General features: G+C 40.9%; 17 protein-coding genes. 6 read left to right on the top strand and 11 right to left on the bottom strand.

The genetic code is table 11. The annotated features are described in order from the left end of the window. The first annotated feature begins 6 nt into the window (after positions 1 to 6). Positions 7 to 318, top strand: a complete 312-nt coding sequence (locus OIZ54_RS15215) for a hypothetical protein (RefSeq protein ID WP_064385182.1) — start codon at positions 7 to 9, stop codon at positions 316 to 318. Between the two features lie 12 nt (positions 319 to 330). Here OIZ54_RS15215 and OIZ54_RS15210 read toward each other — a convergent pair whose 3' ends face one another. The 4 genes from OIZ54_RS15210 to OIZ54_RS15195 form a co-directional block, all read right to left on the bottom strand. Then, entirely contained in the window at positions 331 to 1350 is a 1020-nt protein-coding gene (locus OIZ54_RS15210) for a GGDEF domain-containing protein (RefSeq protein ID WP_244151624.1), read from the bottom strand. Positions 1351 to 1568: 218 nt separating this feature from the next. After that, positions 1569 to 2984 carry an FAD-dependent oxidoreductase gene (locus OIZ54_RS15205; protein ID WP_004588108.1) on the bottom strand — a complete coding sequence of 472 codons (1416 nt, stop codon included), beginning with the start codon at positions 2982 to 2984 and terminating at the stop codon, positions 1569 to 1571. A gap of 9 nt (positions 2985 to 2993) precedes the next feature. Then, a complete protein-coding gene (gene gltB / locus OIZ54_RS15200; RefSeq protein ID WP_264390731.1) occupies positions 2994 to 7451 on the bottom strand; it encodes a glutamate synthase large subunit in 4458 nt (1485 codons plus the stop codon). A gap of 844 nt (positions 7452 to 8295) precedes the next feature. After that, entirely contained in the window at positions 8296 to 8634 is a 339-nt protein-coding gene (locus OIZ54_RS15195; RefSeq protein ID WP_004588110.1) for a Grx4 family monothiol glutaredoxin, read from the bottom strand. Positions 8635 to 8901: 267 nt separating this feature from the next. Here OIZ54_RS15195 and OIZ54_RS15190 point away from each other — a divergent pair, with 267 nt between their 5' ends. From OIZ54_RS15190 to OIZ54_RS15175, 4 genes are all read left to right on the top strand, one after another. Next, positions 8902 to 9483 (top strand): Fe-Mn family superoxide dismutase, encoded by a 582-nt coding sequence (locus OIZ54_RS15190; protein ID WP_004588111.1) that lies wholly within the window; start codon positions 8902 to 8904, stop codon positions 9481 to 9483. A gap of 209 nt (positions 9484 to 9692) precedes the next feature. Further along, positions 9693 to 11615 (top strand): PrkA family serine protein kinase, encoded by a 1923-nt coding sequence (locus OIZ54_RS15185; RefSeq protein WP_024033371.1) that lies wholly within the window; start codon positions 9693 to 9695, stop codon positions 11613 to 11615. A 26-nt stretch (positions 11616 to 11641) separates the two neighbouring features. After that, complete coding sequence (locus OIZ54_RS15180) at positions 11642 to 12925, top strand: YeaH/YhbH family protein (RefSeq protein WP_264390730.1); 1284 nt, start codon at positions 11642 to 11644, stop codon at positions 12923 to 12925. Positions 12926 to 12942: 17 nt separating this feature from the next. Continuing rightward, on the top strand, positions 12943 to 14457 hold the full coding sequence (locus OIZ54_RS15175) for a SpoVR family protein (protein ID WP_264390729.1): 1515 nt from the start codon (positions 12943 to 12945) through the stop codon (positions 14455 to 14457). A 152-nt stretch (positions 14458 to 14609) separates the two neighbouring features. On the opposite strand, the gene OIZ54_RS15170 is transcribed toward OIZ54_RS15175, so the two are convergent. Both OIZ54_RS15170 and OIZ54_RS15165 read right to left on the bottom strand, forming a co-directional pair. Further along, the gene (locus tag OIZ54_RS15170) at positions 14610 to 15581 is read right to left on the bottom strand and encodes a diguanylate cyclase (RefSeq protein WP_029774351.1); all 972 of its coding nucleotides are present in this window, start codon (positions 15579 to 15581) and stop codon (positions 14610 to 14612) included. Positions 15582 to 15584: 3 nt separating this feature from the next. Further along, positions 15585 to 16589, bottom strand: coding sequence for a response regulator (locus OIZ54_RS15165; RefSeq protein WP_004588116.1), 1005 nt, complete (start codon positions 16587 to 16589; stop codon positions 15585 to 15587). 216 nt (positions 16590 to 16805) lie between these two features. Here OIZ54_RS15165 and tpx point away from each other — a divergent pair, with 216 nt between their 5' ends. Further along, positions 16806 to 17393, top strand: coding sequence for a thiol peroxidase (gene tpx, locus OIZ54_RS15160; RefSeq protein ID WP_024033369.1), 588 nt, complete (start codon positions 16806 to 16808; stop codon positions 17391 to 17393). A 113-nt stretch (positions 17394 to 17506) separates the two neighbouring features. Here tpx and adk read toward each other — a convergent pair whose 3' ends face one another. From adk to OIZ54_RS15135, 5 genes are all read right to left on the bottom strand, one after another. After that, positions 17507 to 18151, bottom strand: coding sequence for an adenylate kinase (gene adk / locus OIZ54_RS15155; RefSeq protein WP_004588118.1), 645 nt, complete (start codon positions 18149 to 18151; stop codon positions 17507 to 17509). Between the two features lie 182 nt (positions 18152 to 18333). Beyond that, positions 18334 to 20247, bottom strand: a complete 1914-nt coding sequence (gene htpG, locus OIZ54_RS15150; protein WP_121637648.1) for a molecular chaperone HtpG — start codon at positions 20245 to 20247, stop codon at positions 18334 to 18336. Between the two features lie 145 nt (positions 20248 to 20392). Continuing rightward, positions 20393 to 22297, bottom strand: a complete 1905-nt coding sequence (locus OIZ54_RS15145) for an MFS transporter (protein WP_264390728.1) — start codon at positions 22295 to 22297, stop codon at positions 20393 to 20395. A gap of 266 nt (positions 22298 to 22563) precedes the next feature. Continuing rightward, positions 22564 to 23172 (bottom strand): recombination mediator RecR, encoded by a 609-nt coding sequence (recR, locus tag OIZ54_RS15140; RefSeq protein WP_004588121.1) that lies wholly within the window; start codon positions 23170 to 23172, stop codon positions 22564 to 22566. Positions 23173 to 23178: 6 nt separating this feature from the next. Then, entirely contained in the window at positions 23179 to 23505 is a 327-nt protein-coding gene (locus OIZ54_RS15135) for a YbaB/EbfC family nucleoid-associated protein (protein ID WP_004588122.1), read from the bottom strand. Between the last annotated feature and the right edge of the window lie 44 nt (positions 23506 to 23549).

Here is a 23549-nt window from a genome sequence, read left to right as displayed (position 1 = left end):
TTTTAAATGCAAAGCATGCTGATAAATTTTTGCCATGTTATTGGGTGGCTACTTGTTGTTTTGAGCTTTTTGCTTATTGGGTTTAGTAAGTTTAAGCACGCAGAATTTAAGCTAAAACTCTTTAGCTTTTTAAAACTTATATTGGTTTATCAAGTAACGGTGAGTGTTTGGCAGTGGTTTATTATTGGCAACATAGTGGCTAATAATCAATGGTTACTTTTATTAGCACAGGTACTGTGCAGTGCAATGTGCTATTTAAGTTTACAGCGGCGAAAAAGTAAAAGCCGCCCCAACCTTGATAGTTTTTCTATGGATTAACTAACGCAAGCGTTAAGAGCAAGTTCTATTTTTACCTTGCTCTTTTGCTTTGTATAATCGCTCGTCGGCAAGCTTTATGTCTTGGGCTATGGTTGTATCTAACTGGCTTTGCACAAGCCCCATACTTATAGTTAATACCACCGATTTTCCATTCATGCGCACTGGATTTTTTTGTAATTCGGCATGAATTTTTTCTGCAATACTTTGCCCCTGCTCTTTGTCGCTGTTTGGTAGTGCAATTAAAAACTCTTCACCGCCCCACCGAGAAGCAATACCTTGCTTTGGCATGCTCTTTTTTAAAATATTGGCAAGTTGGGTTAACGCTTCATCACCAAAGTCGTGGCCGTAGTTATCATTAATGTTTTTGAAATTATCAACATCAGCTAGCAAAATTACATACGGCTGCTTATTTTTTTTATGAAGATGTTTAAGCTCAGCAAGTTCTTTCATCATAAAACGTCTGTTAGGTAAATCAGTTAAGTGATCTATTGTGGCAAGGCGCTCATTTTTTTGACTCAGCGCGACTATTTTTTCATTGTATTTTTCGCGTGATCGCTCATAAAAACCACTTAATAAAGCGACAATAATAAAAGAAATGACCACCCTCAGCGGAAGTGCTTCAGGCTGATAATCATAAATATTAAAGTTATCTGTAATAATAAAGCCGGCGATCACCGCAAATAAAAAGGCAACAATATCAAATGTTCCTTTTTTAAGGCCTCTGATAGAGTAAGTCACCGGTGATACAATAAATATCCAAATTGGCCCAGTACCTTCAGCTCCGCCCGAGATCACTAAATACAGCATTAAACAATAAAGGTTATATAAAATGGTGGTCGCTGATTTTTCAACTGCGCGGTAAAGGCTAAAAGCCCACGCATAAAAACCAGCTGAAACTAGCAGCATAATACCTAGCACTACATCAGCACTAGACAATGCATTACACGCCATAGCGAAGGTAGCTATAAATCCGATGGTCGAAAAAAAGCGAACAATTAGCTTTCTTTCTCTGTTGTCTGAGTATGCATTCATATTATTATTTTTTATTTGCAAGCGAGCTTTAAAAGCTCATTTTCCGAGGATTTAAAAAAGAAGTTAGCTGCAAGTTTGTACTGAAATAGTACTTTAAGCAAGATTTACACGTTAATTATTGGTTAATGACAACTTTTTAATACTTTTTCATTTGAAAAAAGCAAAAAAAAGCAAGCCAGTTGGCTTGCCTTTATTATATTTAAAACTTAACGAGATAATTAAACCTCTAAATAATCCATAATACCTTCAGCAGCGTTACGCCCTTCAAAAATAGCCGTTACCACTAAATCAGAGCCTCGCACTATATCGCCACCTGCAAATATTTTCGGATTAGTTGTTTGATGAGTAAATTCACCTTGCTCTGGTGCGTTAATGCCGCCCCAGTGGTTAATTTCTACATCATACTTTTCTAACCAGTCCATTTTGTGTGGTTTAAAGCCAAACGCCATAATAACCTGGTCTGCCTCAAGTACGTGCTCAGAGCCTGGTACAACTTCTGCTCGGCTACGGCCGTTTTCATCAGGCTCACCCAGTTGTGTTTTAACCATTTTAACGCCTGCAACATGGCCATTATCGTCAAGTACAATACCCGTTGGCTGTACATTAAAGGTAAAGTTTACACCTTCTTCTTTAGCGTTTTTAACTTCACGCTTAGAGCCTGGCATATTTTCTTCATCACGGCGATAAGCACAGGTTACTTTAGCTGCATTTTGGCGAATAGACGTTCGCACACAGTCCATCGCGGTATCACCACCGCCAAGTACCACAACCTTTTGATTGGCCATATCAATGCACGCTTGGTTTTTTTCATCGTAACCCATAACGCGATTTGTGTTACCAATTAAAAATGGCAGTGCGTCGTGTACGCCTGGCGCGTCTTCGTTTTCAAGACCAGCACGCATACTCTGATACGTACCTACACCTAAAAATACCGCGTCGTAGTCAGCTAAAATTTCGTCCATAGTGATATCTACACCCACTTCAACGTTTAGCTTAAATTCCACACCCATTTCGGTGAAAATTTCACGGCGCTTTTGCATTACTTCTTTTTCAAGTTTAAAAGAAGGGATACCAAAAGTAAGTAATCCACCAATTTCTGGGTGACGGTCAAAAACCACTGGCTTTACACCGTTACGCACTAAAATATCTGCGCACCCTAAACCAGCCGGACCCGCACCAATAATAGCTACTTTTTTATCCGTCCATGTCACGTATGACATGTCTGGTTTCCAGCCCATTTTAAATGCGGTATCGGTAATGTATTTTTCAATATTACCTATCGTTACTGCGCCAAACTCTTCATCAAGCGTACATGAACCTTCACACAGTCTGTCTTGTGGACAAACGCGTCCACACACTTCAGGTAAACTGTTTGTACGATGAGAAAGCTCAGCCGCTTCTAAAATACGGCCAGTTCTAATTAGTTTTAACCATTGTGGAATGTAGTTATGCACTGGGCATTTCCATTCACAGTAAGGGTTACCACAGTCTAAACAACGGTCAGCTTGTGAATTTACCTGATTCTCAGAAAAGGGTTCGTAAATTTCCACGAAAGATTTTTTACGCGACGAGATTGGTTTTTTGCGCGGATCAACACGCTGCACGTCTATAAATTGATATACATTTTCGCTCATACTGCCCCCTTATTGCGCTTGAACACGAAGTTCTGCGCTACTGCGAGCGCGGTGCCCGAGTAAACTTTTTACATCACTTGATTTTGGTTTAACTAGTTTGAACATAGGTAAGTACAGTTCAAAATTAGCTAAAATGGTTTCTGCTCGACATGAACCCGTAAGCTCTAAATGCTCGGCAATTAGGCCACGTAAATGCTCTTGGTGCGAACTTAAATCATCAAGTGTTACTACTTCTACAAGCTCTGGATTAATGCGTTTTTCAAAGTCACTTCGCTCATCTAAAATATAAGCAAAACCACCTGTCATACCCGCACCAAAGTTAACGCCTACATTACCTAGCACACATACAACGCCGCCAGTCATGTATTCACAGCCGTTATCACCTACGCCTTCAACAACGGCTTGCACGCCAGAGTTACGCACTGCAAAACGCTCACCAGCACAGCCTGCGGCAAATAACTTACCACCCGTAGCACCGTACAAACATGTGTTACCTGCAATGGTCGCTTTATGACTTTCAAACGATGATCCCAGTGGTGGGCGTATAACAAGCTTACCGCCTGCCATGCCTTTACCCACGTAGTCGTTTGCATCGCCAATAAGGGTCATTTCAAGGCCACCGGCATTCCAAACACCAAATGATTGCCCTGCTGTACCATGTAGCTCAATAGATACTGGATCTGCAGCCATACCTTGGTTGCCATGCTTAGAGGCTATGTAACCCGACAGCATTGCGCCCACTGAACGGTCTGTATTACATATGCGGCTCACGAGCGAAATACCCGATGAGGTATCAATCGCTTGTTGCGCTTTACCTAGTAACGTTTCGTTAAGTTCACCTAAATAGTGCGAGCTATTTGGTGCGCTACAAAATAAGGTTTCGCCCGTTGGGTTATTTGGCTGAGCAATCACAGACGATAAATCTATTTTCTTTTGCTTCGCTGTTTTACCTTCAATCGCTTCTAATAAGTCTAAACGGCCAATTAAGTCAGTTAGATTAGCAATACCTAAGCTTGCCATAATTTCACGTGCTTCTTGGGCTATAAACTTAAAGTAGTTCATCGCCATTTCTGGTAAGCCGTGGTAGTGCTTTTGACGAAGTGTTTCATCTTGCGTTGCAACACCGGTCGCACAGTTATTTAAATGACAAATACGTAAGTATTTACAACCCAGCGCTACCATTGGGCCCGTACCAAAGCCAAAGCTCTCTGCACCTAAAATAGCGGCTTTAATGATATCTAAACCTGTTTTTAAACCACCATCTGTTTGCAGGCGAATACGGTGACGAAGACCATTTTCAACAAGCGCTTGCTGGGTTTCTGCAAGGCCAAGCTCCCACGGGCTACCCGCGTATTTAACTGACGTTAATGGGCTAGCACCGGTACCACCATCGTAACCAGAGATAGTAATTAAGTCGGCGTACGCTTTAGCTACACCTGTGGCAATTGTGCCTACACCCGGCTCAGATACTAACTTCACCGATATCATCGCTTCTGGGTTTACTTGTTTTAAATCGAATATTAGCTGGGCTAAATCTTCAATTGAGTAAATATCGTGATGCGGTGGTGGTGAAATTAATGTTACACCGGGAACCGAATAACGAAGCTTTGCAATATATGGCGTTACTTTTTCGCCTGGTAATTGTCCGCCTTCGCCAGGTTTAGCACCCTGCGCCACTTTAATTTGAATTACATCCGCATTACGAAGGTAGTGCGGCGTTACACCAAAACGACCCGAAGCAACTTGTTTAATACGTGAGTTTTTCTCGGTGTTGTAGCGCAGCTTATCTTCGCCGCCTTCACCAGAGTTTGAACACCCGCCTAAGCGGTTCATTGCAATGGCAAGCGCTTCATGCGCCTCAGGCGAAAGTGCACCAATACTCATAGCTGCAGAGTCAAAGCGCTGGTATAAAAATTCAGCCGGCTCAACATCATCGATGCTAATGCCTTTTTCAGGTAATTTAAGCGCTAACATATCGCGCAGCGTTGCAATAGGACGGTTATTAACTAAATCAGCATAGGCTGCGTAGTCTTTATAATCGCCTGAACGTACGGCCTTTTGTAGCGTTTGAATAACATCTGGGTTGTAAGCGTGGTATTCACCACCGTGAACGTATTTTAATAAACCACCATGGCTGAGTAATTTACGTTTACTAAAAGCAAGTTTATGTAGCTTTTGCTGATCAATATCAAAATCGCTAAAACAGGCGCCTTTAATACGACTTGCCACACCTTTAAAGCACATGTCTACCATAGCATCAGATAGACCAACCGCTTCAAAAAGCATTGAACAACGGTACGATGCAATTGTGCTTATGCCCATCTTAGACATAATTTTGTACAAGCCTTTATTAATGGCTTTTCGGTACGAAAGCGTCACTTCGCAGTACGATTTATCAATCACTTTACTGTCGCTCATCGCAACCAGTGACTCGTATGCAAGGTATGGGTAAATTGCGGTTGCACCAAAACCAAGTAATACGGCAAATTGGTGTGCATCGCGTACGCTACCCGTTTCAATAATAATATTAGACTCACAACGTAAGTTATTATCTACTAAACGTTTTTGTACAGCACCTACCGCCATAGCAGCAGGAATTGGTAATTGGGTTTCGCTAAAGTTACGGTCAGATAAAATAAGCATTACACAGCCGGCTGCTGCTTTTTCTTGTGCAGCGTCGCAAATACGTGCAACCGCTTTTTCTAAACCTTCCTCTGCTGTGTATGTAATATCAATTTTACAGTAGCTGTAATGCTCGTCATCGGCATTAAGTAGCTGCTGCATGTCTGCATACATTAAAATTGGCGTATCAAATTGTAGGCGCTTAGCGTGGCCTGTGGTTTCATTAAATACGTTTTGCTCACTACCAATACACGTTGCCAGTGACATTACGTGGTTTTCACGCAGCGGGTCGATTGGCGGGTTAGTTACTTGTGCAAACTTTTGGCGGAAGTAATCGTACAATGAACGATGCCCTTCGCTAAGTACTGCAAATGGCGTGTCATCACCCATAGAGCCTGTTGCTTCTTGGCCATTTTCACCCATTACGCGAATAACACTATCGAGCTCTTCGTTAGTGTAACCAAACATTTTTTGGTATTTAGCAAGTGTTTCGTCATCAAAAGAGCGATTACCCGCATCTTGCTCGGTAAGCTCTTCAAACGGGGTTAAACGTTTAACGTTTTCTTCAAGCCATGACTTATAAGGATGACGCGATTTTAAATCTTGGTCGATTTCGTCTGAGTGCCAAATCTTGCCTAATTTAGTATCAATTACTAACAGCTCACCTGGCCCTACACGGCCTTTTTCGACCACTTCATCTGCAGTGTAATCCCAAATCCCTACCTCAGAGGCAAGTGTAATAAAGCCATCTTGGGTAATAACATAGCGCGCTGGACGCAGACCATTTCTGTCAAGGTTACAGGCTGCAAAACGCCCATCAGACATAACAATGCCCGCAGGGCCATCCCACGGTTCCATATGCATAGAGTTAAAGTCGTAAAAAGCGCGTAAGTCATCATCCATAGCACGGTTTTTCTGCCATGCAGGTGGCACAAGCATACGCATAGCACGGAATAAATCCATGCCACCCGCTAAAAACAGCTCCAGCATGTTATCTAAGCTTGAAGAGTCAGAGCCGGTTTCGTTTACAAATGGCGCTGCACTTTGTAAATCAGGAATAAGTGGCGATGAAAACTTATACGAACGTGCACGAGCCCATTGGCGGTTACCTTCAATGGTATTAATTTCACCATTATGCGCTAAATACCTAAATGGTTGTGCTAAAGGCCAACGCGGCTGAGTATTAGTAGAAAAACGCTGATGGAATACACAAATAGCGCTGGTCATACGAATATCAGCTAAGTCTAAATAAAAGTTAGGCAAATCTGCAGGCATCATAAGGCCTTTATAGATAGTCACTAACCCCGATAAACTCGCAATATAAAACGACTCATCCTCTGCTAAACGCTTTTCTGCACGGCGACGTGCTACATATAAACGTCGCTCTAAATCTTTAGAGCGCCATCCTTCAGGCGCACTAACAAAAATTTGCTCAAAACCAGGTAATTGCTGTGTCGCAATTGGCCCTAGCATTGAAGGGTCAGTAGGCACTTCACGCCAACCGAGTATTTTAAGTGTTTCTTGTTCTAATTCTTCACATAAAACCTGTTTTGCAGCTTGTGCTAAAACGGGATCTGAATTTAAGAAAACCATGCCTACGGCGTAATTTTTACCTAAGTGCCAATTATGCTCACTCGCAATAGCACGGAAAAAACTGTCAGGTTTTTGTAGTAATAAACCACAGCCGTCACCTGTTTTACCATCGGCAGAAATACCACCGCGGTGCTGCATGCGATCAAGTCCAGTAATAGCTGTACGAATAAGCCGATGACTAGCTTGACCATTTACTTGGGCTATTAAGCCAAAGCCACAATTATCTTTTTCTAATGTTGAGTCGTATAACATAGACCCCTCCCTTGCTGCACTGTTAACGTGAATGAACTGCTCGACGATTTGCTAACAGACGCACAAAACTAGCCTCTATAGTAAATAGAGTCAATATTATTTTGAATACATATTCACATTCTTGAATATTTCTCACTTCAAGGCAAGATTTCTTTTTTACCCATAAGTTTTAACAATTAGCGCTTATTTGCGCGTTATTTTTTCATGACACTGGTGTCAATTTTAACATTTTGTAAAAACAAAGGCGCCAAAGCAATACCCTTTACGTAAACGTAAAGAACCAAACCAATGAATAAATATTCACTAATTTCCCGCAGGTTCAGTTAACATTTAGATAGTTTAATGCGTTTTAAATAAATTAGAGGCTTAGGATCACGCTTTTTTAGCGTTCATTAGTATAGTTATTAATTGTTGTGTCGTTTTTAGTGCAGATGTAGTGAATTTTTATTTATTACCAATTCGCTTGATTGAGCGAACTATTTTGAGGCTGGAAAACGTGTTGATAGCTTGGGCAAAAAACTCGCTATTTAGTTGTTCTAAAATAATTTTTTAGCGCAAATAGCGACACATTTAGCCCCGCAAAATGATTACGTCTTATTGCGCATTGATATAAAACTCATATTTTAATTAAAATTCGCGCTTATATAAGTAGCTTTGTTGCTTACTTATCCTTACTAGGTGCACCTAAACTAGAATCGAGAGCTGAGTTTGCTAACTATTGAGCACAGATTAATGGTTTTAATCACCCACTGATGGGCTGTTCAAGAGATTAAGACGTAATAAAGTTATATAGGCACAAAAAAGCCACGTAAAACGTGGCCTTAATAATCTAGCAAAGTAGCAATTACTCTGCGTCAGCTTCTTTATACTTAGCTGCAGTTTCAGTGATCAGTGGCTGTAATTCACCACGTTGAAACATTTCAATGATAATGTCACAACCACCTACTAATTCGCCCTCAACCCAAAGCTGTGGGAAAGTAGGCCAATTTGCGTATGCTGGTAACTCAGCGCGAATATCTGGATTAAGTAAAATATCAACATAGGCAAATGGTTCGCCACATGACATTAGAGCTTGTGACGCTTGTGAAGAAAAACCACAATTTGGTAATTTAGGCGACCCTTTCATGTAAAGGATAATTGGGTTTTCTGAAATCTGCTGTTTAATTTTATCAATGGTTTCCATCTACAACCTCAAAATGACGATAGCTTGATATACCTAGGGCTTGAAAATAAATCATTGTGGCCACAGATATATAACTTAAAATGGGCAAATAAAGCCGCAATTGAAATAGTCTTTAGCAATAGCATTGCTGTTTGCTTAAACTTGAGTAAAATACTCAACAATTATAGTAACACTATATTTTCGTTTGGTATAGGTAAGTGGTCTGTTCTATCAGGCATTACGTACTATCAAGCGAGTTATCAACCAAAAGAAGATGGAGATAAAAAAATGGCATTTGAACTACCGTCACTACCATATGCAATTGATGCACTTGAGCCTCATATTTCACAAGAAACTCTTGAGTATCACCACGGTAAGCACCACAACACTTACGTTGTTAAATTAAACGGTTTAATTCCAGGTACTGAATTTGAAAACAAATCTTTAGAAGAGATTGTTTGTTCATCTGAAGGTGGCGTATTTAACAACGCTGCACAAATTTGGAACCACACTTTCTACTGGAACTGTCTATCTCCAAATGGCGGCGGCGAGCCAACAGGTGCTATCGCTGACGCTATTAACGCTAAATGGGGCTCTTTTGACGCGTTTAAAGATGCATTAAACGACAAAGCGGTTAATAACTTTGGTTCTAGCTGGACATGGTTAGTTAAACTAGCTGACGGTTCATTAGATATCGTAAACACGTCTAACGCAGCAACGCCGCTTACAGACGAAGGTGTTACACCAATCCTAACTGTGGATTTATGGGAACACGCTTACTACATTGATTACCGTAACGTTCGTCCTGATTACCTTAAAGGTTTTTGGGCGCTTGTTAACTGGGAATTCGCGAACGCTAACTTCGCTTAATTAGCTATTATACGCTGATTTAAAAAGACGCCTCGGCGTCTTTTTTTATGCCTTTATAAAATTAAAACCGCCTTTATACGCGCGAAATTGCTAATTTAGCCACATGATCTTTTTTCACTTAAATTTTTAATTTTATTGCACAAAAATATCAATCTCTGACTAAACTTTAAAAAGTAAGCACCTTTTTAAAGCGGGTTTCGGAGGTTATTATGACTATTTTTGAGCACTACCAAGCACGATACGAAGCAGCACAAGAAGAAGAATACAGCATTAGCGAATTTCTAGAAATTTGTAAAAATGACAAATCAGCTTATGCCAGCGCCCCTGAGCGTTTACTTATGGCAATAGGCGAGCCGCAAATGGTTGATACTGCAACCGATGCACGTTTAAGCCGGTTATTTTCTAATAGAGTGGTTGCACGCTACCCTGCCTTTGCAGACTTTTACGGCATGGAAGATGCCATAGAACAAATTGTCTCCTATCTAAAGCATGCGGCTCAAGGCCTAGAAGAATGCAAACAAGTCCTTTATTTACTCGGCCCTGTTGGGGGAGGTAAATCTTCAATTGCAGAAAAACTAAAATATTTAATGCAACAAGTGCCTATCTATTCAATTAAAGGCTCTCCGGTAAACGATCACCCGCTCAGTTTGTTTGACCCAGTAGAAGATGCCAGCGTTCTCGAAAAAGAATACGGTATTAAACCACGTTATTTAAAAACGATTATGTCGCCATGGGCTGGTAAACGATTAAAAGAATTTAACGGCGATATTAGCCAATTTAGAGTCGTCAAACGCTACCCCTCTATTTTAAATCAAATAGGTATAGCCAAAACCGAACCCGGTGATGAAAATAATCAAGATATTTCTGCATTGGTGGGCAAAGTAGATATTCGCCAGCTTGAGCACTTTGCTCAAAACGACCCCGATGCCTACGCTTACTCAGGCTCTTTATGTTTAGCAAACCAAGGTTTAATGGAGTTTGTAGAAATGTTTAAAGCCCCTATCAAGGTGCTGCATCCACTCCTTACCGCAACGCAAGAGGGTAACTACAACGGTACTGAAGGTATTAGCGCTCTGCCCTTTAACGGCATGATTTTAGCCCACTCAAATGAGTCAGAATGGCAAACATTTAAAAATAATAAAAACAATGAAGCGTTTTTAGATCGTGTTTACATTGTAAAGGTCCCTTATTGCCTGCGTGTGACCGAAGAAATAAAAATCTACGACAAACTTATTCAACATAGTGAACTTGCCAGTGCACCGTGTGCACCAGGTACGCTTAAAGCGTTAGCGCAATTTACTACCTTATCTCGATTAAAAGAGCCTGAAAACTCTAGTATTTACTCAAAAATGCGGGTCTATGATGGTGAAACCCTAAAAGATACCGACCCTAAAGCAAAGTCCTACCAGGAGTATCGTGATTACGCAGGGGTAGATGAAGGCATGACCGGCCTTTCCACTCGTTTTGCTTTTAAGATTTTGTCGCGCGTATTTAATTTTGATACCACCGAGGTTGCAGCTAATCCGGTACATTTATTTTATGTTTTGGAGCAACAAATAGAGCGTGAACAATTTAGCGCCGAAGTGGAAGAGCGCTATTTAAGTTTTTTAAAAGGCTATTTAATTCCGCAATATGTTGAGTTTATTGGTAAAGAACTACAAACCGCTTATTTAGAGTCATACTCTGAATACGGCCAAAATATTTTTGACCGCTATGTAATTTATGCTGATTTTTGGATACAAGATCAAGAATACAGAGACCCAGATACAGGACAGTTATTTGACCGCGCCTCGTTAAATGCAGAACTTGAAAAAATAGAAAAACCCGCCGGCATTTCTAATCCCAAAGATTTTAGGAACGAAATAGTTAACTTTGTATTACGTGCACGCGCTCACAATAATGGTAAAAACCCGTTATGGACAAGCTACGAAAAACTACGCACTGTGATTGAGAAAAAAATGTTCTCAAATACCGAAGATCTACTCCCTGTTATTTCCTTTAATACAAAAACCTCCGCTGAGGATCAACAAAAACACGAGGACTTTGTTAACCGCATGGTTGAAAAAGGCTACACGCAAAAACAAGTGCGTTTACTTTCTGAGTGGTATTTACGGGTTAGAAAATCGCAGTAACCTTCATGTAGTTTAGGGGGAACAGTATGGCGCATTTTATAGATAGACGCTTAAATGGTAAAAACAAAAGCACGCTTAATCGTCAGCGCTTTATTAGGCGCTATAAAAAGCAAATAAAAGAAGCAGTGTCTGATGCGGTTAATAAACGCAGCGTTACCGACTCTAGTTCAGGGGAGAGTATATCTATCCCGCAACGAGATATTAGCGAGCCCATTTTTCACCAAGGTAAAGGGGGCGACAGAGAACAAATTCACCCTGGCAACGATCAATTTTCAACAGGTGACAAAATTGAGCGCCCTAAAGGCGGCCAAGGTGGTGGCGCAGGCGATGGCGATGCAAGTGATTCAGGCGAAGGCCAAGATGACTTTGTGTTTTCTATTTCTAAAGATGAATACCTTGATTTACTCTTTGAAGACCTAGAGCTGCCCAACTTACAAGAAAACCAGCTAGATAAGCTTGTACAAATGAAAACTCATCGGGCTGGTTTTTGTAGCGATGGTATGCCCAGTAATATTGATATAGTACGCTCATTACAGGGCTCACTCGCCAGAAGAGTCGCCATGAGTGCGGGAAAAAAAAGACGCCTAGCAGAGCTTCAAGGCCAACTTGCGATGGAGCGTGAGCAAGCCGACAGCGACCAAGCCATCATTGCGTTATTACAAGAGGAAATTGAGCAACTTAAACTGCAAATAAAAGCCGTACCATTTATTGATAATTACGACTTACGTTTTCGTAATTATGAAAAACGCCCCCACCCCACCAGCAAAGCCGTTATGTTTTGTATTATGGATGTATCGGGCTCGATGGATCAGGCCACAAAAGACATGGCAAAGCGTTTTTATATTTTGCTGTATCAATTTTTGACCCGAAGTTATAAAGACATTGAGGTGGTGTATATACGCCACCACACACAAGCTAAAGAGGTCGACGAACAAGAGTTTTTTTATTCCCAAGAAACTGGCGGCACTATTGTCTCCAGTGCCCTTAAATTAATGAACGAAATAATAAAAGAGCGCTATGATTCAGAGCAATGGAATATATACGCAGCGCAAGCATCCGATGGCGATAACTGGGCAGACGACACCCCACACTGCGGTGAAATATTACGCAATAAGCTACTTAATGCGGTACGCTACTTTGCCTATATAGAAATTACCACGCGTGCGCACCAAAGCTTGTGGCGCGAATACCAAAATATCACCCAAACCCATAGCAACTTTGCAATACAACATATTCAAAGTGTTGAAGACATTTACCCTATGTTTAGGGAGCTATTTAAAAAAAATCGTCAACAACAAGGGGCTGCTTAGCCTAAGCGAGGTTTATTATGAGCACTGAACGAATTAGCGATGGCCCAGATTGGACCTTTGAGCTGCTTGAGCAATACCAAACTGATATAGCCCGTGTTGCAGCGCATTACCGGTTAGACACTTACCCTAACCAAATTGAGGTAATAACAGCTGAGCAAATGATGGATGCTTATTCAAGCGTTGGCATGCCTATAGGCTACAGCCATTGGTCATATGGTAAAAAATTTATACAAACCGAACAAAATTATAAGCGTGGGCAAATGGGGCTGGCTTACGAAATTGTGATTAATTCAAACCCCTGTATTGCTTATTTAATGGAAGAAAACACACTCCCTATGCAGGCACTGGTTATGGCGCATGCCTGTTATGGCCATAACTCATTTTTTAAAGGAAACTACTTATTTAAAACATGGACTGACGCAGACTCCATCATAGATTACTTAGTGTTTGCTAAAAATTACATTAGCCGCTGCGAAGAAAAATACGGTATTGCACAAGTAGAAAGCTTAATTGATTCGTGCCACGCATTGATGAATTACGGCGTAGATAGGTATAAACGCCCGCAGCAAATTTCCCTTTTTGAAGAGCAAAAACGCCAAAAAGAGCGTGAAGACTACATGCAATCTCAAGTAAACGAGCTATGGCGCACTATCCCCGCTCAACAGCAAGAAGCTAAAAAGCAAGAGAGGCATTTTCCGCAAGAGCCGCAAGAAAACATTTTATACTTTATTGAGAAAAACGCGCCTTTATTAGAGTCTTGGCAGCGAGAAATAATACGTATTGTGCGAAAGATATCGCAATATTTTTATCCGCAAAAACAAACCCAAGTGATGAACGAAGGCTGGGCCACCTTTTGGCACTACACCATTTTAAACCACTTATATGATGAAGGTAAATTAACCGACTCCTTTATGATGGAGTTTTTGCAAAGCCATACCAACGTTGTTTATCAGCCACCTTATAACAGCAATTACTATTCAGGTATAAACCCGTATGCATTGGGTTTTAATATGATGGTGGATATTCGCCGTATTTGCGAAAACCCAACAGATGAAGATAGACGCTGGTTTCCTGAATATGCAGGCACTAATTGGCTAGACACACTGCATTTTGCAATGGAAAACTTTAAAGATGAAAGTTTCATAAGCCAATTTTTATCACCTAAGTTAATTCGTGATTTTAAGCTATTTACTATTGTCGATCACAGCCGTAATCCACATCTAGAGGTAGGCGCAATACATGATGATAGCGGTTATCAGGCTGTACGCGAAGCGCTTTCAGCGCAATATAATTTGAGTAATCACGAGCCTAACATTCAAGTATATAATGTTGATGTTAGAGGCGATCGTTCTTTAACGTTGCGTTATGTTCCTCACAATAACATCCCCCTTGCTGACTCGCATAAAGAAGTGCTAAAACACCTGTACAGGTTATGGGGATTCAAGGTTCAATTACAGCAAGAGACCAGTACAGGCGATGTGTCTACTCTTGGCCAATGCCCAGCAGATGATACTCGCCATACTACAGAGTGAATAAAATGGCTGATAAAAAATGGCACTTTAACCAAGCCCTTGTTAAGTATTGACTGCCAAGGCTTGCGGCGCAATTAGATGCATCCTTGGTTACTTTAATTTAGCAGTAATATTATCGCTGCCTTAATTTTAGCAGCGCATAAAAATGACGCTTATGCGTCATTTTTTATATCCTCAAAATCGGTTACTCTGTTACGGCCATGCTCTTTTGAGTGATACAAGGCTTTGTCAGCGGCTTCAATCCACCGCTCATGCTTTGCAAAGTCAGGGCTATTTCCTGCAAAGCCAACACTCACAGTCATCTCTATTTTTGTGTTTTTATAAACAAAAGGGTTGGCTTCTATTAACGCTCTTATGCGCTCGGCAAATATTGCTGCGCCTTGCTTGTCGGTATCGAGTAAAGTAACAACAAACTCCTCCCCACCATAGCGCCCTGCTATATCGGTTTCGCGAAGCGTCGTTCGTAGCAGTTCTGAAAGGTGGCGTAGCGCTTCATCGCCACAACTATGGCCATGCTCATCATTAATTTTTTTAAAATGATCGATATCAAACATCAATAATGTGCTGCTGCCACCGCTGCGCTTAACACGCAAAAACTCTTGGTGCAGTGTGCTTTCCCAATGCCCACGGTTAAACAGCTGCGTTAAGCTGTCGGTTTGGCTTACTTGCTCTAAACGCTTATTTAAATCTTCTAATTCTTTTTTATTGACCGCCACATCGGTAACATCATAAATAATGATACAAATATGACTGACCTCACCCAGAGTGTTGGTAAGTGGAATAAAGGTCGCATTTTGGTACATGTAATCTGCTTTACCGGTAATGGGGCGGTAGTTTTTAAAACGAAAGATGTAAGGTTGCTGCTCCCAGATAGTAAAAGAGCGGTTTTTAAGTACAAATACAGACTCTGACTTGCTTCTAAACCATTTCTCATCAATCGAAGGAAATAAATCAAATAGGTCTTTGTCTTTTACAGCACTTGGTAATAGCCCAGAATGGTTTTCCATAAAGCCATTCCACACACACACTTTATAATTTCTATCCAGTACAACCAGGCCCACATCAACCGTGTTAAACATATCCATTAACCAATGGATCTCATTCATTTCTAAATCAGCGGCCATAACTTAGTCTTCTAATAGGTAAGCAACTTTGTATTTCAAAGTTTTAAGTGAATCTTCGGTAAATAACAGCATAAGATCGCAGTTAATATCGTGGTTTTCGATGCCGTAGCTTATTTCTATCGCTAAGGTTCTTTGCCAACGAGATTTATTTGATTTAACCAATTCAGATACGTCGCGATGTTGGCCAAGTACAATGGGATGACCTTGGCTAAAAGACATATCTAGCTGTTTAGAAAGCCCCGTTAAAATTGAGCCTATTAAAATATTACTAATATCCATAAGTAGCTCAAGCTCAACTTTGTCGTTAAGCTCACCGTCGTAATTCATCAGTGACGCAATTTCTTTAAAGCTTGAGTCGTTTAATAAAAGTAATGCCTCGCCCGATACGCCACCACCAATAAAGCCTTGGCACACCCCTGATGTGGCAGCATTATTGTCAATTGACTGCAGCGCCATATCCAGTTCATTAACTTCAAGCACATTCACATTCGGAATTGGCAGCTCTACAAACACATTCAAAAGCCGTGCAAGCAAATCGCCTGCTTGGCCCATAGCGACATTTGTAAGCTCTTGGTATATATCGCGCACATCTGGGTCTACTTGTTCACCTAAAGAATGAGCAAGGCGCTCGCGCATGGCTTTATCTTTAATGCCATGATGCTCGATAATATCGGCCAGTTTTTCAGGTGAGCAAGGTTTTTGGATAAAATCAATGGCGCCTAATTCAAGTACGCGTTGGTGCGCATTTGGCTGAATATCGCCAGATACAACCACGGTTAGAATATTAAGGCCTTGCTCTTTCATGGCCATAAGGACTTCGTAACCGTCCATTTCAGGCATGTTTAAATCAAGAAAAAGGATTTCGGGCTCGATTATTTTTAGTTTTTTGATGCAATCAACACCATCTTGAGCAAACTCTACTTTAATATCCCAGTCATCTGGTAAAGAGCGAGCTAGCTGGCGCCTCGCTAATTTTGAGTCGTCACATATTAATACGGATGTTGACATACTATCTCTCTATTATTTAACCCAATTTTGTCAATAGGCCTTATGACTTTATTAAAGATACATTTTGTAACTACATGTTAATAAAAGTTCTTGCAGTTTACAATTTATATATCACAGAACTTATTATTACTTTTACAGTGATATTTAATCGCTTGGTCAGTGATATTGAGTATAATACACTCAAACCTATTGCGTTAATTTAAAAGGAAATAACCTATGGTACGCTCTCTTATTTTTGCACTAAGCACACTGGCTTTAAGCTCAGTTGTGCACGCATCACAGTACCCAGAAAACACGCTTGATGCAGGTAAGGTCTCTGCTCAAGGTAAGCCTGTCACTTTGTTAGGTAAAGGTGTAAGTGTAGGTGATAATGCGCCAAATTTTAAAGTGGTTGATGGTGGTTTTGCCCCTGTAAATCTTAATGATTATAAAGGGCAAGCTGTATTAATCAGCGTGGTGCCGAGTTTAGATACAGGCATTTGTAGCTTACAAACTAAACATTTTAATGAAAAAGTAGCGACGCAATTTCCTGCTATCGCAATACTGACCATCAGTGCCGATTTACCTTTTGCTCAAAAACGCTTTTGTAATGCTGAAAACATCGACAAAGTAACAGCCCTTTCTGACTCTGTATGGCGAGACTTTGGCCAAAAATATGGCTTAATTATAAAAGATATGGGGCTACTAACTCGCGCTGTGCTTATTTTAGATAAAAGCCATACAGTGATATACAAACAGCTCGTGTCTAATTTATCTACCGAGCCAAACTACGACCCAGTAATAGAAAAGCTAAAAACGTTATAGGTAACAGGGCGTGTTGACCTTTGGCGGTTTAATTTTAAATTGTTAAAAGCTACTAAATACAAAAAAACCGCCCAAGGGCGGTTTTTTAATACCTAAGCTGTGTTTAGATTATATTAACCTAAAAGCTCTGCTAGTTGCTGGCTTACTGTTTCAACAGCTTGCGTACCATCAATTTTATGGTACTGCGTGTTACCTGCTTGCGCTTCAGCTTGGTAGTAATCAACCAATGGCATAGTTTGCTCATGGTAAATAGCTAAACGTTTACGAACTGTTTCTTCCGTGTCATCTGCACGAATAATAAGCTCTTCGCCTGTTTCATCGTCTTTACCTTCCACTTTTGGTGGGTTGTAAACAACGTGATAAACACGGCCAGAGCCAGGATGTACGCGACGTCCACCCATACGCTCAACAATTACTTCATCAGCAACGTCAAACTCAATAACGTGATCAACCACAACGCCATTTTCTTTCATAGCATCTGCTTGTGGAATAGTACGTGGGAAGCCATCAAGTAAAAAGCCTTGTTCGCAGTCTGGTTTAGCAATACGCTCTTTCACTAAACCAATGATGATATCGTCAGAAATTAACTGACCTGCATCCATTACTTTTTTCGCTTCTAAGCCAAGTGGTGTACCTTCTTTAATGGCTGCACGAAGCATATCACCGGTAGAAATTTGTGGAATACCGTATTTGTCCATTAAAAACTGAGCTTGAGTACCTTTACCAGCACCTGGCGCGCCCAAAAGAATAATGCGCATATCATTGTCCCCTAGTATGGATATTTATTTTAAAGCCTGAATTCTTCCACAAGCGCTGCAGATACTCAAGCAACTTATACTAATTGCCTACTTTAGAGCACATAAAAAAAGGAAGCATACGCTTCCTTTATAATTATGGTTATATTTTAGGCTCTTTTAGCAATTAAAAGAGCCTGTTAGCCTTACTTATTTAAATCAAGCATTAACTTGTTTAAACGTGTTACGAACCCGGTAGGATCTTTTAATGTACCGCGTTCGGCAAGTAAAGCTTGGTCTAGTAATACATGAGACCACTGTGCAAACTTATCTTCGTCTTGCTCATCGTTTAAGTGCTTAACTAACTGATGCTCAGGGTTAAGCTCAAACACTGGCTTCGCCTCTGGTACAGGTTGCCCAACTGACTCCATAAGCTTTTGCATTTGCGAGCTCATATCGTTCTCATCGCTAACAACACAGGCAGGAGAGTCTGTCAAGCGATGCGTAAAGCGTACTTCTTTAACTTCTTCGCCTAGCGCTGTTTTAATGCGCTCAATTAAGCCTTCTACTTCTTTTTCAGACTCTTCTTGTGCTTTTTTCGTTTCTTCGTCGTCAAGCTTACCTAAATCAAGGTCGCCACGGGTAATTGACTGGAATGGTTTTTCGTTAAACTCAGTTAAGTGGCTCATCATCCACTCATCAACACGGTCACTTAGTAATAATACTTCGATGCCTTTTTTGCGGAAGATTTCTAAGTGCGGCGAGTTTTTAGCCGCTGTAAACGAATCAGCAACTACATAGTAAATTTTATCTTGCTCATCGTTCATACGCTCAATGTATTGCTCAAGCGATACATCTTGTGTTTCTGAGTCGGTATGCGTAGATGAGAAGCGTAACAATTTAGCAATGGCTTCTTTATTCGCTGTATCTTCTGCTGGGCCTTCTTTGATTACTTGGCCAAACTCGTTCCAAAATGTTTGGTAGTCTTCGGCTTTGTTTTTAGCCATACGCTCTAGCATTTTTAAGATACGAGACGTACACCCTTTACGAATCGCTTGCGTTACTTTGTTATCTTGTAAAATTTCGCGCGATACATTTAGTGGTAAATCGTTTGAATCAAGCAAGCCTTTTACAAAGCGCAGGTAGCTTGGCATAAACTGCTCAGCGTCATCCATAATAAAGACACGTTGAACATACAGTTTTAAGCCACTTTGGCGCTCACGGTTCCATAAATCGAACGGCGCTTTTTTAGGGATATACAATAAGCTTGTGTACTCAGTTTTACCTTCTACTTTATTGTGCGCCCAGTTTAGCGGCTCTTCCCAATCATGGCTTACATGCTTGTAAAACTCTTTGTATTCTTCATCAGAAACCTCTGACTTATCACGTGTCCATAAAGCGGTTGCACGGTTAATGCTTTCCCATTCACCTGGAACTGCTGGGATTTTTTCGCCGTCTTCGCCTTCAGACTCAGGCACTTCTGCTTTATACATTTGTACAGGCGTAGAAATATGATCTGAGTATTTAGTAACGATGCTACGTAAACGGTATTCATCCGCGTATTCTTTTTCTTCTTCACGCAGGTGTAAAATGATATCCGTACCACGGCCTTCTTTTTCAATTTCTTGTAACGTGTACTCACCTTCACCTTGTGATTGCCACTCGTACGCTTGTGTTTCACCCGCTTTACGCGTGCGCACTGTCACTTCATCAGCCACAATAAATGCCGAGTAAAAACCAACACCAAATTGACCAATTAATTGCGAGTCTTTACTTTGGTCACCGGTTAAGTTTTTGAAAAACTCAGCAGTACCCGACTTAGCAATAGTTCCTAAAGAGCTAATCACTTCTTCTCGCGTCATACCAATACCATTGTCAGAAATGGTAATTGTGTTTGCCTCTTTATCTGCGCTAATACGTACACGTAAATCGGCATCACCTTGGTAAAGGTCGCCATTTGAAAGCGCTAAAAAGCGTAGCTTATCGGCGGCATCTGATGCATTTGATACAAGCTCACGTAAAAATATTTCTTTATTCGAATATAACGAATGAATCATTAAGTTTAATAGTTGTTTTACTTCTGTTTGAAAGCCTAATGTTTCTTTTTGTGCTGCAGTCATTTATGTATCTCCAATTAGCAAAGTGTCTGCGTTATGCACTTAATATGGGGTGAGGTGGAGTAACTTCAAGGGAAAAATTTAAAAAAGCAGCTTTTGTGCTGACATAAATAAAAAGCCATATAAAAATGTGGCTTTTAGAGTTAAATTACGGTGTATTTTTAGCGTGCTGGGCTTTTAAAGCGCTGACTTGTTCGTGCAAATAATTAGCACTTACCTGCTCAGCTTCAATCGGCTCTCCCACACTCACCGATACTAAAGACCATTTAAGGCGTGGTAGTTGCCACTTGGCTTTACGGCTAAACATACTGCCCCACAAGCCACCTAAGTGAACGGGCACAACAGGCACCGGTGTGCGCGCTATAATCCGCTCAATGCCCCGCCTAAACATGTCCATTTCACCATTGCTTGTTAGTTTTCCTTCAGGAAAAATACCAACTAACTCACCGCGTTCAAGCGCTGCGGCAACCTCATCAAATGCTTTTGCAAACGCCTTTGGGTTGGCTTTTTCGCTATCAATTGGAATAGCTTTTGCCATTTTAAATAGCCAATGCAGCGCTTTTGAGTAATAAATGGGAGCAAACACCATAAAGCGTATAGGCCTAGGCGAAGTGGCTAAAATAAACATCCAATCTACAAAGCTTACATGATTAGCTACAATAACGGCTGCGCCTTCGCTTGGAATATTTTCATGCCCTTTTGTGCGCACGCGATACATGCATATGGCTAAAATATAGATAACAAAGCGCAAGAAAAATTCCGGCACCTTAGTGTAAATATAAATAGAGATAAGCAAATTAAGCCCCGCCAAAAGCAATAGTAACGACGAAATATGCCACTCTAAAACAGAGAGCGTTACAATACTTAATATGGCACTGCCAACCATAAAGAGCGCATTAAGCACATTATTAGCAGCAATCACCCGTGAACGACTTGCCTCCTCGGTACGCTGTTGAATAAGCGCATACAGCGGCACAGTATAAAAACCGGATGCAATACCAATACCTGCCATCCAAACAAAATGCCATACCATGTCGCCTGTATTGAGCACTTGCTTTAGGGTTAATAAGTTTTCAGAGGGCGCGATATATTCACTAATAGCCGGCTCTTGGCTTAGTAAATACAAAAATAGCGTAATTAAAATAGCGCCAAAAGGTACAATGCCCAGCTCAATACGTGAGCGCGAAAGCTTTTCGCACAACAAAGACCCCACGGCAATGCTTAGCGAAAACACCACCAGCGCACTGGTTACAACGAGTTCATCGCCACCCATTACATGCTTAACGTAATTAGGTAATGCCGTTAAAATAACCGCGCCTATTAGCCAAAACCAGCTTATACCCAACACCGATTTACCAACCGATTCTGTTTGAGCATTAAGCGCTTTAAATACATTTTTAGTGGATGAAAAAATATTATAGGTAAAGTGCAAATTAGGATTATTGGCTTGGCTGATAGGAATAAAGCGGCTGCTGAAAAAGCCAAGTACCGCAAGTATCAACACGGCAATACTAATAATTGTTGGACCTGTTGTTTGAGTAATGTAATAGGTGCCAAAAATAGTACCAATTAAAATAGCTACAAAAGTGGCAGACTCAACCAAGCCATTGGCTTTTGTTAATTCGTTAGGCGCCACATGCTGCGGTAATATTGAATACTTAAGCGGGCCAAAAAAAGTACTTTGCAAGCCCATAAAAAACACGGTGGTCAGCATTAGCCACACATATTGCGTAAAAATAGAGGCTGCGCCAATAACCATAATCGGTATTTCGCAAAATTTAACAAGCCGGATCAGCTTTGATTTTTCTGTTTTTTCGGCTAATTGCCCCGCCATTCCTGAAAATAAAAAAAACGGTAATATAAATAAGCCCGCTGCAAGGTTTGAATACAGCGCACCATCGCCAAGGGTGGCAGCTTGAAACACTAACAATATAAGCACGGATTGCTTATACACATTATCATTCATAGCCGACAAAAACTGCGTTAGAAATAGCGGTAAAAAGCGCTTACTGCTGAGTAAACCGCCTTTATTGTCGTGTTTATTATTTTGCATAGTACTCCTTACTAATCAGATAAATTCCTGATGTTTTTATAGCAACTTAAGCGATATTATTAAGGCGCGTGAGCCGTGCAACTATCACGTTATTTAGTTGTTGTTAGTCAATAATTTATAACACAACGTCGCCAAGTTTAACTCATTTATTAATTTAATATGATTACCGGCAAACTCACACACGTTATACGGTAATTAAATAGCAAACACAAAAAAGCCCACATATTTTACTATGTAGGCTTTTAAAACGATTTCAGATAGTTGTGTTAGTCCTGCATAACCGCTCGGCGGCCACTAAATGCATGCATTAACGTTGTGCCATCTACTAAATCAAGCTCGCCACCAACAGGTATACCATGCGCTATACGCGAGGCCCCTACTTTATATTTATGGCAAAGCTGGGCAATATAATGTGCAGTGGTTTCGCCCTCAACCGTGGGGTTGGTAGCTAAAATCACTTCGTTAATACCGCCGTGCGAGAGCTTTTGTTCAAGTATATCAAGGCCAATTTCTTTAGGCCCAATACCGTCAATTGGCGATAAGTGCCCCATAAGTACAAAATATAAACCAAGGTATTGGCCTGTTTGCTCTATTGCCAACACATCGGTAGGCGATTCAACAACACACAGCACACCACTGTCTTGGCGTTTTGTACTTAAGCAAATATCACACTGCGCTTGCTCAGTAAAAGTGCGGCACGACTGACAATGCCCAACCGCGCCCATGGCTTTGGTCAATGCGTTACCAAGTTGAGTACCGCCTTTACGATCGCGCTCTAATAAATGAAACGCAATGCGCTGAGCCGATTTAGGACCAATACCCGGTTGGCAACGTAGCGCTTCTATAAGCTGCGTTAAACTATCTGAAAGTTGCATATTTGCTTAAAACGGCATTTTCATACCTGGTGGTAATTGCATACCGCCAGTTACTTTGCCCATACGCTCTTGCGTTTCGTCAGCAACGCGGCGAACAGCATCGTTACATGCTGCAGCAAGTAAATCTTCAATCATGTCTTTGTCGTCTTCCATAAGGCTTTCATCAAGCTCAACACGACGCACGTTATGATTACCAAGCATGGTTACTTTTACAAGGCCTGCGCCGGCTTCGCCAACAACTTCCATTGTCGCGATTTCGTCTTGGGCTTTTTGCATGCGCTCTTGCATTTGCTGCGCTTGCTTCATCATGTTACCCATTCCACCTTTAAACATAATTTTCTCTCTTTCTTTTAAACTCTAGTTGTCATGAAGATAAG

Origin of the sequence: Pseudoalteromonas sp. A3, from assembly GCF_025942345.1 — a bacterium.
GTDB classification, from domain to species: domain Bacteria; phylum Pseudomonadota; class Gammaproteobacteria; order Enterobacterales; family Alteromonadaceae; genus Pseudoalteromonas; species Pseudoalteromonas atlantica.
The sequence above is the reverse complement of the archived record's forward strand: the minus strand, read 5'-3'. Positions and strand labels throughout refer to the sequence as shown.

Coding starts and splice junctions, on each gene's coding strand:
- OIZ54_RS15215 (WP_064385182.1), top strand. CDS start 7: ATGCAAAGCATGCTGATAAATTTTTGCCATGTTATTGGGTGGCTACTT.
- OIZ54_RS15210 (WP_244151624.1), bottom strand. CDS start 1,350: ATGAATGCATACTCAGACAACAGAGAAAGAAAGCTAATTGTTCGCTTT.
- OIZ54_RS15205 (WP_004588108.1), bottom strand. CDS start 2,984: ATGAGCGAAAATGTATATCAATTTATAGACGTGCAGCGTGTTGATCCG.
- gltB (WP_264390731.1), bottom strand. CDS start 7,451: ATGTTATACGACTCAACATTAGAAAAAGATAATTGTGGCTTTGGCTTA.
- OIZ54_RS15195 (WP_004588110.1), bottom strand. CDS start 8,634: ATGGAAACCATTGATAAAATTAAACAGCAGATTTCAGAAAACCCAATT.
- OIZ54_RS15190 (WP_004588111.1), top strand. CDS start 8,902: ATGGCATTTGAACTACCGTCACTACCATATGCAATTGATGCACTTGAG.
- OIZ54_RS15185 (WP_024033371.1), top strand. CDS start 9,693: ATGACTATTTTTGAGCACTACCAAGCACGATACGAAGCAGCACAAGAA.
- OIZ54_RS15180 (WP_264390730.1), top strand. CDS start 11,642: ATGGCGCATTTTATAGATAGACGCTTAAATGGTAAAAACAAAAGCACG.
- OIZ54_RS15175 (WP_264390729.1), top strand. CDS start 12,943: ATGAGCACTGAACGAATTAGCGATGGCCCAGATTGGACCTTTGAGCTG.
- OIZ54_RS15170 (WP_029774351.1), bottom strand. CDS start 15,581: ATGGCCGCTGATTTAGAAATGAATGAGATCCATTGGTTAATGGATATG.
- OIZ54_RS15165 (WP_004588116.1), bottom strand. CDS start 16,589: ATGTCAACATCCGTATTAATATGTGACGACTCAAAATTAGCGAGGCGC.
- tpx (WP_024033369.1), top strand. CDS start 16,806: ATGGTACGCTCTCTTATTTTTGCACTAAGCACACTGGCTTTAAGCTCA.
- adk (WP_004588118.1), bottom strand. CDS start 18,151: ATGCGCATTATTCTTTTGGGCGCGCCAGGTGCTGGTAAAGGTACTCAA.
- htpG (WP_121637648.1), bottom strand. CDS start 20,247: ATGACTGCAGCACAAAAAGAAACATTAGGCTTTCAAACAGAAGTAAAA.
- OIZ54_RS15145 (WP_264390728.1), bottom strand. CDS start 22,297: ATGCAAAATAATAAACACGACAATAAAGGCGGTTTACTCAGCAGTAAG.
- recR (WP_004588121.1), bottom strand. CDS start 23,172: ATGCAACTTTCAGATAGTTTAACGCAGCTTATAGAAGCGCTACGTTGC.
- OIZ54_RS15135 (WP_004588122.1), bottom strand. CDS start 23,505: ATGTTTAAAGGTGGAATGGGTAACATGATGAAGCAAGCGCAGCAAATG.